Annotated in this window: 13 protein-coding genes and 1 other RNA gene; all 14 read left to right on the top strand. The window is 63.6% G+C overall.

Going from position 1 to position 15120, the window contains the following annotated elements; translation table 11 throughout:
* The first annotated feature begins 157 nt into the window (after nucleotides 1-157).
* The 14 genes from rsmI (at nucleotide 158) to ACLEJU_RS00865 (ending at nucleotide 15115) form a co-directional block, all read left to right on the top strand.
* On the top strand, nucleotides 158-1000 hold the full coding sequence (gene rsmI, locus ACLEJU_RS00800; RefSeq protein ID WP_435421765.1) for a 16S rRNA (cytidine(1402)-2'-O)-methyltransferase: 843 nt from the start codon (nucleotides 158-160) through the stop codon (nucleotides 998-1000).
* Nucleotides 1001-1067: 67 nt separating this feature from the next.
* An RNA gene (gene rnpB / locus ACLEJU_RS00805) (RNase P RNA component class A) lies at nucleotides 1068-1427 on the top strand.
* Nucleotides 1428-1736: 309 nt separating this feature from the next.
* Nucleotides 1737-2192 (top strand): division/cell wall cluster transcriptional repressor MraZ, encoded by a 456-nt coding sequence (mraZ, locus tag ACLEJU_RS00810; protein ID WP_011535546.1) that lies wholly within the window; start codon nucleotides 1737-1739, stop codon nucleotides 2190-2192.
* Nucleotides 2189-3136 carry a 16S rRNA (cytosine(1402)-N(4))-methyltransferase RsmH gene (rsmH, locus tag ACLEJU_RS00815; RefSeq protein ID WP_435421636.1) on the top strand — a complete coding sequence of 316 codons (948 nt, stop codon included), beginning with the start codon at nucleotides 2189-2191 and terminating at the stop codon, nucleotides 3134-3136. Before mraZ ends, rsmH begins: the two co-directional genes overlap by 4 nt.
* Nucleotides 3133-3426, top strand: coding sequence for a cell division protein FtsL (gene ftsL, locus ACLEJU_RS00820; RefSeq protein WP_103449219.1), 294 nt, complete (start codon nucleotides 3133-3135; stop codon nucleotides 3424-3426). Before rsmH ends, ftsL begins: the two co-directional genes overlap by 4 nt.
* Nucleotides 3426-5159, top strand: a complete 1734-nt coding sequence (locus ACLEJU_RS00825) for a peptidoglycan D,D-transpeptidase FtsI family protein (RefSeq protein ID WP_181004563.1) — start codon at nucleotides 3426-3428, stop codon at nucleotides 5157-5159. Before ftsL ends, ACLEJU_RS00825 begins: the two co-directional genes overlap by 1 nt.
* Entirely contained in the window at nucleotides 5156-6646 is a 1491-nt protein-coding gene (locus tag ACLEJU_RS00830; RefSeq protein WP_435421635.1) for a UDP-N-acetylmuramoyl-L-alanyl-D-glutamate--2,6-diaminopimelate ligase, read from the top strand. The genes ACLEJU_RS00825 and ACLEJU_RS00830 overlap by 4 nt, the downstream gene beginning before the upstream one ends.
* On the top strand, nucleotides 6639-8006 hold the full coding sequence (locus ACLEJU_RS00835; protein ID WP_435421634.1) for a UDP-N-acetylmuramoyl-tripeptide--D-alanyl-D-alanine ligase: 1368 nt from the start codon (nucleotides 6639-6641) through the stop codon (nucleotides 8004-8006). Before ACLEJU_RS00830 ends, ACLEJU_RS00835 begins: the two co-directional genes overlap by 8 nt.
* On the top strand, nucleotides 8006-9088 hold the full coding sequence (gene mraY, locus ACLEJU_RS00840; RefSeq protein WP_054884625.1) for a phospho-N-acetylmuramoyl-pentapeptide-transferase: 1083 nt from the start codon (nucleotides 8006-8008) through the stop codon (nucleotides 9086-9088). Before ACLEJU_RS00835 ends, mraY begins: the two co-directional genes overlap by 1 nt.
* Nucleotides 9089-9094: 6 nt before the next feature.
* On the top strand, nucleotides 9095-10441 hold the full coding sequence (murD, locus tag ACLEJU_RS00845) for a UDP-N-acetylmuramoyl-L-alanine--D-glutamate ligase (RefSeq protein WP_435421633.1): 1347 nt from the start codon (nucleotides 9095-9097) through the stop codon (nucleotides 10439-10441).
* Nucleotides 10438-11652 carry a putative lipid II flippase FtsW gene (gene ftsW / locus ACLEJU_RS00850; RefSeq protein WP_435421632.1) on the top strand — a complete coding sequence of 405 codons (1215 nt, stop codon included), beginning with the start codon at nucleotides 10438-10440 and terminating at the stop codon, nucleotides 11650-11652. The genes murD and ftsW overlap by 4 nt, the downstream gene beginning before the upstream one ends.
* Nucleotides 11642-12721, top strand: a complete 1080-nt coding sequence (gene murG / locus ACLEJU_RS00855; RefSeq protein WP_435421631.1) for an undecaprenyldiphospho-muramoylpentapeptide beta-N-acetylglucosaminyltransferase — start codon at nucleotides 11642-11644, stop codon at nucleotides 12719-12721. The genes ftsW and murG overlap by 11 nt, the downstream gene beginning before the upstream one ends.
* Nucleotides 12714-14162, top strand: coding sequence for a UDP-N-acetylmuramate--L-alanine ligase (murC, locus tag ACLEJU_RS00860; protein ID WP_027917994.1), 1449 nt, complete (start codon nucleotides 12714-12716; stop codon nucleotides 14160-14162). Before murG ends, murC begins: the two co-directional genes overlap by 8 nt.
* Nucleotides 14159-15115: a D-alanine--D-alanine ligase gene (locus tag ACLEJU_RS00865; protein ID WP_435421630.1), complete on the top strand. Its 957-nt coding sequence runs from the start codon at nucleotides 14159-14161 to the stop codon at nucleotides 15113-15115. The genes murC and ACLEJU_RS00865 overlap by 4 nt, the downstream gene beginning before the upstream one ends.
* Nucleotides 15116-15120 lie beyond the last annotated feature (5 nt).

Below are 15120 nucleotides of genomic sequence, written 5' to 3' on the forward strand. Positions count from 1 at the left end.
TCTGCCGTTAGCAGAACCTTCACTATAGGCGTCTCGCCGATGGCCGCCGATGAAGTTCTTTGCGCCCTGTTACCGGCGCTCGGGCTACAATAGCGCCTTTGATCCGAAAGGCAGGATGTGTGCAGTGACTGATGTGGCCGGGGCTTCGAAATCCACCATGGGGACGCTTTATGTGGTCGCGACCCCCATCGGCAACCTTGATGACATGAGCGCCAGGGCGCTCAAGGTGCTGGCCCATGTCGCCCTGATCGCCGCCGAGGACACCCGGCATTCGATCCGCCTGTTGCAGCACTTCGGCATCGATACGCCGCTGGCGGCTTGTCATGAGCACAACGAGCGCGACGAGGGCGGGCGCTTCATCACCAAGTTGCTGGCCGGTGAAGATGTGGCGCTGGTTTCTGATGCCGGTACGCCGCTGATTTCCGACCCGGGCTACCATCTGGTGCGCCAGGCGCGGGCCGCAGGGGTCAGCGTGGTGCCAGTGCCAGGCGCCTGCGCCTTGATTGCCGCTCTTTCGGCGGGCGGGCTGCCTTCCGACCGCTTCATCTTCGAAGGCTTCCTGCCAGCCAAGGCCGCCGGTCGTCGCGCGCGCCTGGAGCAGGTCAAGGAAGAGCCTCGCACGCTGATCTTCTACGAGGCGCCTCACCGCATTCTGGAGTGCCTCGAAGACATGGAGCTGGTGTTCGGCGGCGAGCGCCCGGCGCTGCTGGCGCGCGAGCTGACCAAGACCTTCGAGACCCTCAAAGGCCTGCCGTTGGCTGAACTGCGTGCGTTCGTCGCTGGTGACAGCAACCAGCAGCGCGGCGAGTGTGTGGTACTGGTCGGTGGCTGGAGTGCGCCTGAAGGCGAAGATGCGATCAGTGCCGAGGCACAGCGTGTGCTGGACCTGTTGCTGGCCGAGTTGCCACTGAAAAGGGCGGCGGCATTGGCGGCGGAAATCACCGGCGTGCGCAAGAATCTGTTGTATCAAGTGGCCCTGGGAAAACAGAAAGCGCAGTAGTGGCAATTAGACATAGTTGACGGTATCGCTTGTTCTTGCGCGCGCGTGCCGTTAACCTTGTCGGCGGAGAGTCGATCGGACAGTCGCTGCCGTCTTTTGTTCCGCAAAAGATGGGGGAGGAAAGTCCGGGCTCCATAGGGCAGAGTGCCAGGTAACGCCTGGGAGGCGCGAGCCTACGGAAAGTGCCACAGAAAATAACCGCCTAAGCACTTCGGTGCCGGTAAGGGTGAAAAGGTGCGGTAAGAGCGCACCGCATGGCTGGCAACAGTTCATGGCTAGGTAAACCCCACTCGGAGCAAGACCAAATAGGGTTCCATCAGGCGTGGCCCGCGTCGGAACCGGGTAGGTTGCTAGAGGCGTCCAGTGATGGCCGTCGTAGAGGAATGACTGTCCTCGACAAAACCCGGCTTACAGATCGACTCTCCACCTTCTCCCTTCCTGCTTGATTCGATAGCAGAGACCTCTTGGTAATACCAAAAAGATCTTACTCTTAATAATTCACTTTAACTTCGAACGGCATTCGTTTGAGTCGGTTTGATTTTTCTCGTGTTTTTCCCCGCCTGGTAGTCCTTCCGCATTCCTTTGTTGAGCTAAATCTCGGTCCTGTAAGGGTTTTCCTTATGAACGTGCCTTGACGGTGCAGCGGGCGGATTCCTATAGTGTGCGCAAGTGGCAGAAAGTGGGATGAAGTGGGTTTTCTGGCACAAAAAAGCTAACATTGTGGGGAATCGCAGCCGTGTTCCGCGGAGCCAACGCCGTCAGCCTCGATGCCAAGGGCCGTCTCGCCATGCCGAGCCGGTACCGTGACGAGCTCGATTCGCGTTGCAATGGTCAGCTGATCGTGACCATCGACGCTGTAGACCCCTGCTTGTGTGTTTATCCCCTCGATGAGTGGGAACAGATTGAAGCCAAGTTGCGTGCCTTGCCGTCGTTGCGTGAGGAAAACCGCCGCCTGCAGCGCTTGCTGATCGGTAATGCGGTTGACCTGGAGCTCGATGGCAGTGGGCGTTTCCTGGTTCCGCCCCGCCTGCGTGAGTACGCCAAGCTGGACAAGAAGGCGATGCTGGTGGGGCAACTGAACAAATTCCAGCTGTGGGATGAGGATGCCTGGAACGCGGTTTCGGCAGCCGACCTTGCAGCTATCCAACAACCGGGCGCCATGCCCGACGATTTGCGTGACCTGATCCTGTGACCATAGATAGCGGCTTCAACCACATCACCGTCCTCCTCGACGAAGCTGTCGAGGCATTGGCCCTGCGCGCCGACGGTTGCTATCTGGACGGCACCTTCGGGCGTGGCGGCCATAGCCGCCTGATCCTCAGCAAGCTCGGGCCGCAAGGGAGGCTGCTGGGCTTCGACAAAGATCCTCAAGCGATTGCCACCGGGCAAGCGCTGGCGGCCGAAGACGGCCGCTTTGTCATTGTGCAGCGCAGCTTTGCCGAGCTCGGCTCGGAAGTCGCCGAGCGTGGCCTGGCCGGCAAGGTCAGCGGTATCCTGCTTGACTTGGGCGTGTCCTCGCCGCAGTTGGATGACCCTGAGCGCGGCTTCAGCTTCCTCAATGATGGCCCGCTGGACATGCGCATGAACCCGAACCAGGGCATCAGCGCTGCCGAGTTCATCGCCACCGCTCCCGTCGAAGAAATTGCCCGTGTCTTCAAGGAATACGGCGAAGAGCGCTTTGCTGGGCGCATGGCCCGTGCCGTGGTCGAGCGCCGCGAGAAGCAGCCGTTCACCCGCACCGCCGACCTGGCTGAAGTGCTCAAGGTCGCCAACCCTGCCTGGGAAAAGGGCAAGAACCCGGCGACCCGGGCCTTCCAGGGCCTGCGTATCCACGTCAACAACGAACTGGGTGACCTCGAAGCGGGCCTTGAAGCTGCACTCGACGCCCTGGAAGTAGGCGGCCGTCTGGCGGTCATCAGCTTCCACTCGCTGGAAGACCGCATCGTCAAGCTGTTCATGCGCAAACTGGTCAAGGGCGAGGCCGACAACCTGCCACGCAACCTGCCTGTTCAGCACAAAGTCTTCGAGCCGAAGATCAAGCTGATCGGCAAGGCGCAGTTTGCCTCCGAAGCCGAACTCAAGGCCAACCCGCGGTCGCGCAGCGCCGTGATGCGGGTGGCGGAGAAGCTTCGGTGAGCCGGCTATTCGCCAAACCTCTGCCAGGCGGAAGCTTCCTGATGCTTCTGCTGTTTGTCGGTGTGCTCATTTCGGCCATTGCCGTGTCTTACAGCGCCCACTGGAATCGCCAGTTGCTCAACACCCTGTACGGCGAGTTGAACGAGCGTGACAAGGCACAGGCCGAGTGGGGCCGGCTGATTCTCGAGCAAAGTACCTGGACCGCCTCCAGCCGTATCGAGAGCCTGGCCTCCGAGCAGCTCAAGATGCGCGTGCCTGCGGCTGACGAAGTGCGGATGGTGGCGCCATGATGAAGCTCGAAGGCGCACTCTACCCCTGGCGCTTCCGGGTAGTAATCGGCTTGCTGGCCCTGATGGTCGGTGCCATCTGCTGGCGCATCATCGACCTGCAGGTGGTCGACCGTGACTTCCTCAAGGGCCAGGGCGATGCCCGCAGCCTGCGTCACATTCCCATTCCTGCGCACCGTGGCCTGATCACCGACCGCAACGGCGAGCCGCTGGCGGTCAGTACTCCGGTCACCACTCTGTGGGCCAACCCCAAGGAAATGCAGGCCGCCAAGGATCGCTGGCCGCAGCTGGCCGCTGCCCTTGGGCAGAACGCACAGCAACTGACCGAGCGCTTGACCCAGCAGGCCAACAAAGAGTTCATCTACCTGGTCCGCGGCCTGACTCCGGAGCAGGGCCAGCACGTGCTCGACCTGAAAGTCCCGGGCGTGTATGGCCTGGAAGAATTCCGCCGCTTCTATCCGGCTGGCGACGTGACCGCGCATATGGTCGGCTTCACCGACCTCGACGACCATGGCCGCGAAGGCGTGGAGCTGGCCTACGATGAATGGCTGGCCGGCGTGCCCGGCAAGCGGCAAGTGATCAAGGACCGGCGCGGCCGGCTGATCAAGGACATCCAGGTCACCAAGAACGCCAAGGCCGGCAAGACCTTGGCGTTGTCGATCGACCTGCGCCTGCAATACCTGGCCACCCGCGAACTGCGCAACGCCATTGCCGAACAGGACGCCAAGGCCGGCAGCCTGGTGATCATGGACGTCAAGACCGGTGAGGTCCTGGCGATGGTCAACCAGCCGACCTACAACCCGAACAACCGCCGCAGCATGTTCCCGGCCGCCATGCGTAACCGGGCGATCATCGACGTGTTCGAGCCGGGCTCGACGGTCAAGCCGATCTCGATGAGTGCGGCGCTGCAAAGTGGCCGCTGGAAGCCGAGCGACAAGGTCGAGGTGTATCCGGGCAGCCTGCAGATTGGTCGCTACACCATCAAGGACGTGTCCAAGAGCGAGGGCCCGATCCTCGACCTGACCGGCATCCTGATCAACTCCTCCAACGTCGGCATGAGCAAGATCGCCTTCGACATCGGCGGCGAGGCCATCTACCGGGTCATGTCCCAGGTCGGTCTGGGCCAGTACACCGGCCTCGGCTTCCCGGGTGAACGCGTCGGCAACCTGCCCAACCACCGCGAGTGGCGCAAGGCTGAGACCGCGACCCTGTCCTACGGCTACGGTGTGTCGGTGACCGCCCTGCAGCTGGTACACGCCTACGCGGCGCTGGCCAACGACGGCAAGATGGTGCCGCTGTCGATCCTCAAGGTCGACAAGGCGCCAGAAGCGGTGCAGGCCATTCCGAAGGAAACCGCCGAAACCGTCCAGGGCATGCTGCAGCAGGTGATCGAAGCGCCGCGCGGCGTGTTCCGTGCCCAGGTGCCGTTCTATCACGTGGCCGGCAAGTCCGGTACCGCACGTAAGGCCACCGTCGGCTCCAAGGGTTACACCGAAAACGCCTACCGTTCGCTGTTCGCCGGTTTCGGCCCGATGAGCGACCCGCGCTACGCCATCGTCGTGGTCATCGACGAACCGGGCAAGGGTGGCTATTTCGGCGGCCTGGTATCGGCCCCCGTATTCAGCAAGGTCATGTCGGGCACCCTGCGCCTGATGAACGTGCCGCCAGACAACCTGCCGCCGCCGAGTGATCCGCAGCAGGCCAGTGCAGCACCCGCCAAGGGAGGGCGTGGATGATGACGATGCCATTGAGCAAGCTTTTCGCCCACGCCAGCCGTGATCCGCTGATCCGTGAACTGACCCTGGATAGCCGTCAGGTGCGTCAGGGCGACCTGTTCCTCGCCGTGCCAGGTGCCAAAGTGGACGGCCGTGAGCACATTGCCGATGCACTGTCGCGTGGCGCTGCGGCCGTGGCTTACGAAGAGCAGGGCGTCAACGTGCTGCCGCTCACCGACGTACCGCTGATTCCGGTGAAGGGCCTGATCGGCCAGCTGTCGCAGATTGCCGGGCGCTTTTATGGCGAGCCGAGCCGCCAGCTGAACCTGGTGGGCGTCACCGGCACCAACGGCAAGACCAGCGTCACGCAGCTGGTGGCTCAAGCGCTCGATGCGCTGGGCCAGCGCTGCGGCCTGATCGGCACCCTGGGCACCGGCTTCTATGGCGAGCTGCAGAGCGGCCGCCTGACCACGCCTGATCCGATCGCCGTGCAGTCGACCCTGAACGACCTCAAGAAAGGTGGCGCCAAGGCCGTGGCCATGGAGGTTTCCTCCCACGCCCTGGAGCAGGGCCGTGTGGCTGCGCTGGAATTCGATATCGCGGTCATGACCAACCTGTCCCGCGACCATCTGGACTACCACGGCAGCATGGAGGCCTACGAGGCCGCCAAAGCCAGGCTGTTCGCCTGGCCGAGCCTGCGTTGTCAGGTGGTTAACCTGGATGATGACTTTGGTCGTCGCCTGGCCGATGACTTTGCCCGCCGCCCGAGTGTCGATCATATCGAGACCCGGCTGCTCAGCTATAGCCTGGAAAACCCGGACGCTTCGCTGTTCTGCCGCGAAGCGCATTTCGATGATGATGGCGTACGCGCCACGCTCGTCACCGCCCAGGGTGAGCGCACCCTGCGCAGCCAGCTGCTGGGCCGCTTCAACCTGAGCAACATGCTCGCGGCCGTGGCCACGCTGCTGGCGCTGGACTACTCGTTGGAGGAGATCCTCAAGGTCGTCCCCGACCTGCAGGGCCCGGTCGGCCGCATGCAGCGCCTCGGTGGCGGTGACAAGCCGCTGGTAGTGGTCGATTACGCCCACACCCCCGATGCCCTGGAAAAAGTACTAGAAGCCCTGCGCCCGCATGCTCACGGCAAGCTGCTGTGCCTGTTCGGCTGCGGTGGCGACCGTGATCGCGGCAAGCGTCCGCTGATGGCCGAAGTGGCCGAGCGCCTGGCCGACCGCGTACTGGTTACCGACGACAACCCACGGACCGAAGACCCGCTGCGCATCTTCGACGATATTCGCCCAGGTTTCGCTAAGCCCGCCGATGTCGAATTTGTCGCTGGCCGTGGCGAAGCCATCGCGCACCTGATCGCCACCGCTGCCGCCAATGACGTAATCGTCCTGGCCGGCAAGGGGCACGAGGATTACCAGGAGATCCATGGTGAGCGCCATGCCTTCTCCGACCTGATCGAAGCCGACAAGGCACTTGCAGCCTGGGAGGCTCCACATGCTTAAGCCCATGACCCTCAGCCAGCTGACCGGCGCCTTGAATGCGCGCCTGGTCAATGCCGACGCCAGCTTCACCGGTGTCAGCATCGACAGCCGCAGCGTCGCTGCCGGCCAGTTGTTCGTTGCCCTGACCGGGCCGCGCTTCGATGGCCATGACTATCTCGCCGACGTGAAGGCAAAAGGCGCTGTAGCTGCATTGGTCGAGCGCGAAATTGCCGATGTCGATCTGCCGCAGCTGCTGGTTGCCGACTGCCGCGTTGCACTTGGCCAGCTCGGTGCATTGAACCGCGCTGCCTTCGACAAGCCGGTCGTTGCCATCACCGGTTCCAGCGGCAAGACCACGGTCAAGGAGATGCTTGCCAGCATCCTGCGCACCCGTGGCCTGGTACACGCCACTCGCGGCAACCTGAACAACGACCTCGGTGCACCGCTGACTTTGCTGGAAATCTCCCCAGAGCACAGCGCCGCAGTGATCGAGCTGGGTGCTTCGCGCATCGGCGAGATCCGCTACACCGTGGGCCTGACCCAGCCGCAGGTGGTGATCATCAATAACGCCGGTACCGCCCACGTTGGCGAGTTCGGTGGCCCCGAGAAGATCGTCGAAGCCAAGGGCGAAATCCTCGAAGGCCTGGGCGAGGGCGGCACCGCCATTCTCAACCTGGCCGATAAGGCGTTCGACATCTGGCGCAAGCGCGCTGGCAACCACCGCGTCATCAGCTTCGCCCTGGACAACCTGCAGGCCGATTTCCATGCCTCCGACATTGGCCGTGATGCCCGTGGCTGCCCGTCGTTCACCCTGCACGGTCCTGATGGCAGTGTGCCGGTGCAGCTGAACCTGCTCGGCACCCACAACGTCAGCAATGCCCTGGCCGCAGCCGCCGCTGCCCATGCCGTTGGTCTGAGCCTGAATGGCATCGCCGCTGGCCTCAACGCCGTGCAACCGGTCAAGGGCCGCACCGTGGCCCAAATCGCCCCGAACGGTGTGCGAGTGATCGACGACAGCTACAACGCAAATCCCACCTCCATGTGTGCGGCCATTGATATACTCCGCGCCTTTTCCGGGCGCACCGTTCTGGTGCTGGGGGATATCGGCGAGCTGGGCCAGTGGGCGGAAGAAGGTCATCGTCAGGTGGGCGAGTACGCGCATGGCAAGGTCGATGCCCTGTATGCAGTGGGTTCCAACATGATTCATGCGGTCAAGGCGTTCGGCGCCAATGGCCGTCATTTCGCTACACAAGCTGAGCTGATCGACGCTGTTCGGGCCGAGACAGCCAGCGAAACCACTATCTTGATCAAGGGCTCGCGCAGCGCTGCGATGGAAAACGTCGTGGCTGCATTGTGCGGTGCCAGCGGGGAGAAACATTAATGCTGCTGCTGTTGGCCGAGTATCTGCAACAGTTCCACAAGGGCTTCGCGGTCTTCCAGTACCTGTCCCTGCGCGGGATTCTTGGTGTACTGACCGCGCTGTCACTGGCGCTGTGGCTGGGGCCGTGGATGATCCGTACCCTGCAGATTCGCCAGATCGGTCAGGCCGTTCGTAACGACGGCCCCCAATCGCACCTGTCCAAGTCCGGCACCCCGACCATGGGTGGCGCACTGATCCTGTCTGCCATCGGCGTCAGCACCCTGCTGTGGGCCGACCTGTCCAACCGCTATGTCTGGACCGTGCTGATCGTCACCCTGCTGTTCGGTGCCATCGGCTGGGTCGACGACTACCGGAAGGTGATCGAAAAGAATTCGCGTGGCTTGCCGAGCCGCTGGAAGTACTTCTGGCAATCGGTGTTCGGCCTGGGCGCGGCGGTGTTCCTGTACATGACCGCCCCGACCACTGTCGAGACCACCCTGATCGTGCCGTTCCTCAAGGACGTCACCATTCCGCTGGGTATCGGCTTCGTCGTCCTCACCTATTTCGTCATCGTCGGTTCGAGCAACGCGGTCAACCTGACCGACGGCCTCGATGGCCTGGCGATCATGCCAACCGTGATGGTCGGCGGCGCCCTGGGTATCTTCTGCTACCTGTCGGGTAACGTGAAGTTTGCCGAGTACCTGCTGATTCCTTACGTACCGGGCTCGGGCGAGCTGATCGTGTTCTGCGGCGCGCTGATCGGTGCCGGCCTGGGCTTCCTGTGGTTCAACACCTATCCGGCCCAGGTGTTCATGGGCGACGTCGGCGCACTGGCGCTGGGCGCCGCATTGGGCACCATCGCCGTGATCGTGCGCCAGGAAATCGTGCTGTTCATCATGGGCGGCATCTTCGTGATGGAAACCCTCTCCGTGGTGATCCAGGTCGCCTCGTTCAAGCTCACCGGCAAGCGCGTGTTCCGCATGGCGCCGATTCACCACCACTTTGAACTCAAGGGCTGGCCTGAGCCTCGCGTGATCGTCCGTTTCTGGATCATCACCGTGATTCTGGTGCTGATCGGCCTGGCAACCCTGAAACTGAGGTAGAAAAGCGTGTCATTGATCGCTTCCGACCAATTCCGCATCGTTGTCGGCCTCGGCAAGAGCGGCATGTCCCTGGTTCGCTTCCTGGCGAACCGGGGCATTGCCTTTGCGGTCGCCGACACCCGTGAGCAACCGCCGGAACTGGAAACCCTGCGCCGTGATTACCCGCAGGTGGAAGTGCGCTGTGGTGAGCTGGATGTGGACTTCCTGTGCCGCGCCAACGAGCTGTACGTGAGCCCTGGCCTGGCCCTGGCCACCCCGGCGCTGCAGCAGGCTGCAGCGCGTGGCGTGCAGCTGTCCGGTGACATTGAACTGTTCGCCCGCCATGCCAAGGCACCGATCGTGGCGATCAGCGGTTCCAACGCAAAAAGCACCGTCACCACCCTGGTCGGGGAGATGGCCGCCAAGGCCGGCAAGCGTGTGGCCGTGGGCGGTAACCTGGGTACCCCGGCGCTGGACCTGCTGAGCGACGACGTCGAGCTGTATGTGCTGGAGCTGTCGAGCTTCCAGCTGGAAACCACCGACCAGCTCAATGCCGAAGTGGCCACCGTGCTCAACATCAGCGAAGACCACATGGACCGCTACAGCGGCCTGCCGGCTTATCACCTGGCCAAGCACCGGATCTTCCGCGGTGCCCGTCAGGTCGTGGTCAACCGCCAGGACGCCCTGAGCCGGCCGCTGCCGGTGGAAGGCCGCCCATGCTTCACCTTCGGCCTCAACCAGCCAGACTTCAAGGCCTTCGGCCTGCGTGAAGTCGATGGCGAGAAATACCTGGCATACGAATTCCAGACGCTGATGCCGGTGCGTGAGCTGAAGATTCGTGGCGCCCACAACCAGAGCAACGCGCTGGCGGCCCTGGCCCTCGGTCACGCTGCCGGCCTGCCGTTCGCGCCAATGCTCGAAGCACTGCGCGAGTTCAAGGGCCTGGCTCACCGTTGCCAATGGATCCGTGAGCGCAACGCCGTCAACTGGTACGACGATTCCAAGGCCACCAACGTCGGCGCTGCCCTGGCCGCGATCGAAGGCCTGGGTGCGGACATCGACGGCAAACTGGTGCTGATCGCCGGTGGCGACGGCAAGGGTGCCGATTTCGCCGCACTGCGCGAGCCGGTCAAGCGCTTCTGCCGCGCCGTGGTGCTGCTTGGCCGTGATGCCGAACGCCTGGCCGATGCGTTGGGTGATGGCGCGCCGCTGGTGCGGGTCCAGACCCTGGACGAGGCCGTGCAGCAGTGTGCCGAACTGGCCCAGCCAGGCGACGCCGTGCTGCTGTCGCCGGCCTGCGCCAGCCTCGACATGTTCAAGAACTTCGAAGAACGCGGGCGCCTGTTCGCCCAGGCGGCGGGAGGGCTGGCATGATCTTCGGTATCCTCAAGCCCTATCCGTCGCCGCTGATCAGCGGCCGTGGCATCGACCTAGACTTCGCCATGCTGGCCGGCTGCCTGGCGCTGCTGGGCCTGGGCCTGGTGATGATCACCTCGGCATCGTCGGAAGTGGCCGCCGTGCAGTCGGGGAACCCGCTGTACCACATGTACCGCCACCTGGTGTACGTGTTCCTCGGCCTGGTTGCCTGTGGCGCGACCATGATGGTGCCGATCGCCACCTGGCAGCGCATGGGCTTCATGATGCTGATCGGTGCCTTTGGCCTGCTGGTGCTGGTGCTGGTGCCGGGGATCGGCCGTGAAGTGAACGGTTCGATGCGCTGGATCGGCTTCAGCTTCTTCAACGTGCAGCCCTCCGAGATCGCCAAGGTCTTCGTGGTCATCTACCTTGCCGGCTATCTGGTGCGCCGGCAGACCGAGGTGCGCGAGACCTGGATGGGTTTCTTCAAGCCGTTCATCGTGCTGCTGCCAATGGCGGCGCTGCTGCTGATGGAGCCGGACTTCGGCGCCACCGTGGTGATGATGGGGGCCGCCGCCGCGATGCTGTTCCTCGGCGGGGTGGGGCTGTTCCGCTTCAGCCTGATGGTAGTGCTGGCGGTGGCTGCGGTGTTCATCCTGGTGCAGGCGCAGCCGTACCGGATGGCGCGCCTGATCACCTTCACCGACCCCTGGTCCGACCAGTTCGGTTCCGGCTACCAGCTGACCCAGGCATTGATCGCCTTCGGTCGCGGCGAGTGGCTGGGCGTCGGCCTGGGCAACAGCGTGCAGAAGCAGTTCTACCTGCCTGAAGCGCACACCGACTTCGTGTTCTCGGTATTGGCCGAAGAGCTTGGCGTCGTTGGCTCGCTGGTGACCATCGCGCTGTTCGTCTTCGTCACCATCCGCGCGCTGTACATCGGCCTGTGGGCAGAGAAGGCCAAGCAGTTCTTCGCTGCCTACATGGCGTTCGGCCTGGCGTTCCTGTGGATCGGCCAGTTCCTGATCAACATCGGTGTGAACGTCGGCCTGCTGCCGACTAAGGGTCTGACCCTGCCGTTCCTCAGTTACGGTGGTTCATCGCTGGTGATCTGCTGTGCCTGCGTAGGTTTGCTGTTGCGCATCGAATGGGAAAGTCGCACGCACCTGGGCAGCGAGGAGCACGAATTCAAAGAGAGTGATTTTGCCGAGGAGACCAGTCATGGCCGCTGACGGCAAGAACGTACTGATCATGGCCGGCGGCACCGGGGGCCACGTGTTCCCGGCCCTGGCCTGCGCCCGTGAATTCCAGGCCCGTGGCTACACCGTGCACTGGCTCGGCACCCCGCGTGGCATCGAGAACGAACTGGTGCCGCAAGCCGGCCTGCCACTGCACTTGATCCAGGTCAGCGGGCTGCGTGGCAAGGGCAAGCTTTCGCTGCTTAAGGCGCCGTTTACCTTGATAAAGGCGGTGCTCCAGGCACGCCGTATCGTGCGCGAGCTCAAGCCCGTGTGCGTGGTCGGCTTCGGCGGCTATGTGACCGGCCCGGGCGGCGTTGCCGCGCGGCTGTGCGGTGTGCCGCTGGTGATCCACGAGCAGAACGCCCGTGCCGGCACCACCAACCGCTTGCTGCTGCCCCTGGCTGCGCGTGTCTGCGAAGCCTTCCCGGCGACCTTCGACGCCAGCGACAAGCTGCGTACCACCGGTAACCCGGTGCGCCCGGAGCTGTTCATGGATGCCCAGCGCGCGCCCCTGGCCGAGCGTCGCGCGCGCCTGCTGGTGATGGGTGGCAGCCTGGGTGCGGAACCATTGAACAAATTATTGCCTAAGGCCCTGTCCGAAGTGCCGGCGAGCCTGCGCCCAGAGGTGTTCCACCAGGCCGGCAAACACCATGCGCCAGCCACTGCCGAGCGTTACCGCGAGGCGGGTGTCGAGGCCCAGGTCGAACCGTTCATCAAGGACATGGCCCATGCCTATGGCTGGGCCGATATCGTGGTCTGCCGGGCCGGCGCCCTGACCGTCAGCGAACTCGCGGCGGCGGGCTTGCCTTCGATGCTGGTGCCCTTGCCCCACGCGATCGACGACCACCAGACCTACAACGCCCAATATCTGGCCCAGGAAGGCGCTGCCTTCCTCATGCCACAAGCGACAACTGGCGCAGCGCAACTCGCTGAACGCCTGAACGAGGTGCTGATGCAACCCGAGAAACTCAACACCATGGCTGGCACCGCACGGCGCCTGGCCAAACCTGCTGCAACCAGCACCGTAGTCGATATCTGCCTGGAGGTGGCCCATGGTTGAAAGCCAGAAAGCCATGCCCCAGCCGAAGATGGGCCGCATCAACCGTATCCACTTCGTCGGTATTGGCGGCGTGGGCATGTGCGGTATCGCTGAAGTGCTGCTGAACCTGGGCTACCAGGTGTCCGGTTCCGACCTCAAGGCGTCGCCTGTTACCGAGCGCCTGGAGTCGTTTGGCGCCGAGATCTTCGTCGGTCACCGCGCCGAGAACGCCGCCAATGCCGATGTGCTGGTGGTGTCCAGTGCCATCAATCCGGCCAACCCGGAAGTCGCCACCGCCCTGGAACGCCGTATTCCGGTGGTGCCGCGTGCCGAAATGCTCGCTGAGCTGATGCGCTATCGCCATGGCGTGGCGGTTGCCGGTACCCACGGCAAGACCACCACCACCAGCCTGCTCGCTTCGGTATTCGCCGCCGGCGGCCTGGACCCGACCTTTGTCATCGGTGGTCGCCTGACCGCTGCCGGCACCAACGCGCAGCTGGGAACCAGCCGCTACCTGATTGCCGAAGCCGACGAAAGCGATGCCAGCTTCCTGCACCTGCAGCCGATGGTTGCTGTGGTCACCAACATCGATGCTGACCACATGGCGACCTACGAAGGTGACTTCAACAAGCTGAAGAAGACTTTTGTCGAGTTCCTGCACAACCTGCCGTTCTACGGCCTGGCCGTGATGTGCCTGGACGACCCAGTCGTGCGCGAGATCCTGCCGCAGGTCAAGCGCCCGACCGTCACCTACGGTTTCAGCGAAGAGGCCGACATCCGCGCCATCAACGTGCGTCAGCAGGGCATGCAGACCCACTTCACCGTGTTGCGCCGCGACCGCGAGCCACTCGAGGTGTCGGTGAACATGCCCGGCAACCACAACGTGCTCAACGCCTTGGCGACCATCGCCATCGCCACTGACGAAGGTATCAGCGACGAAGCCATCGTTCAGGGCCTGTCCGGCTTCCAGGGCGTCGGCCGACGCTTCCAGGTCTACGGCGAACTGCCGGTCGATGGCGGCAGCGTGATGCTGGTCGATGACTATGGTCACCACCCCACTGAAGTGGCTGCGGTGATCAAGGCCGTGCGCGGTGGCTGGCCAAGCCGTCGCCTGGTGATCGTTTACCAGCCGCACCGCTACAGCCGTACCCGCGACTTGTACGACGATTTCGTCCAGGTGCTGGGCGATGCCAACGTGCTGCTGTTGATGGAGGTCTACCCGGCCGGCGAAGAACCGATCCCCGGTGCCGACAGCCGCCAGCTGTGCCACAGCATCCGCCAGCGCGGCAAGCTGGACCCGATCTACATCGAACGTGGCGCCGAGCTGGCGCCGCTGGTCAAGCCGCTGCTGCGCGCCGGCGACATCCTGATCTGCCAAGGTGCCGGTGATGTTGGCGGCCTGGCTCCGCAACTGATGAAAAGCCCGCTGTTCGCTGGCGCCAAGCAGGAGAAGTCGAAATGACCAGCGCCTACGAACAACTGCACTCGACCCTGGACGTGAAAGCATTCGGCCGCGTGGCCGTGCTGTACGGCGGCAAGAGCGCCGAGCGTGAAGTGTCGCTGAAGTCCGGTGCCGCGGTGATCGACGCACTGACCACTGCCGGTGTCGACGTGGTTGCCATCGATGTCGGTGACGACCTGCTGGCGCGCCTGCAGAACGAGAAGATCGACCGCGCCTTCATCATCCTTCACGGCCGTGGCGGTGAAGACGGCAGCATGCAGGGCTTGCTCGAGTGCCTGGGCATCCCCTACACCGGCAGCGGCATCCTCGCTTCGGCGCTGGCCATGGACAAACTGCGCACCAAGCAGGTGTGGCAGAGCCTGGGTATTCCGACTCCGCGCCACGCGGTGCTGGCCAGTGTCGAGGATTGTGTTGCAGCCAGTACGGAACTGGGCTTCCCGCTTATCGTCAAACCTGCCCATGAAGGCTCTAGCATCGGCATGGCCAAGGTGAATAGCGAGCAGGAACTGATCGCTGCCTGGCAAGACGCCGCCCACTACGATTCGCAAGTCCTGGTCGAGCAATGGATTCACGGCCCGGAGTTCACCATCGCCGTTCTGCGTGGCCAGGTGCTGCCGCCGATCGCCCTGGGCACTCCGCACGTGTTCTACGACTACGACGCCAAGTACATCGCCAATGACACGCAGTACCGCATCCCGTGCGGCCTGGACAGTGCCAAGGAGCAGGAGCTGATCGACCTGACCGCGCGCGCCTGCGATGCCATCGGCATCGAAGGCTGGGGCCGGCTGGACGTGATGCAGGACGAGCAGGGCCGGTTCTGGCTGCTCGAAGTCAACACCGCACCCGGCATGACCGACCATAGCCTGGTGCCCATGGCGGCCCGCGCGGCCGGCCTGGACTTCCAGCAACTGGTGCTGGCGATCCTGGCTGAAAGCGTGGCGACGCGAGGTTAACCATC

The sequence above is a fragment of the Pseudomonas sp. SMN11 genome, assembly GCF_052041945.1.
Lineage (GTDB): Bacteria > Pseudomonadota > Gammaproteobacteria > Pseudomonadales > Pseudomonadaceae > Aquipseudomonas.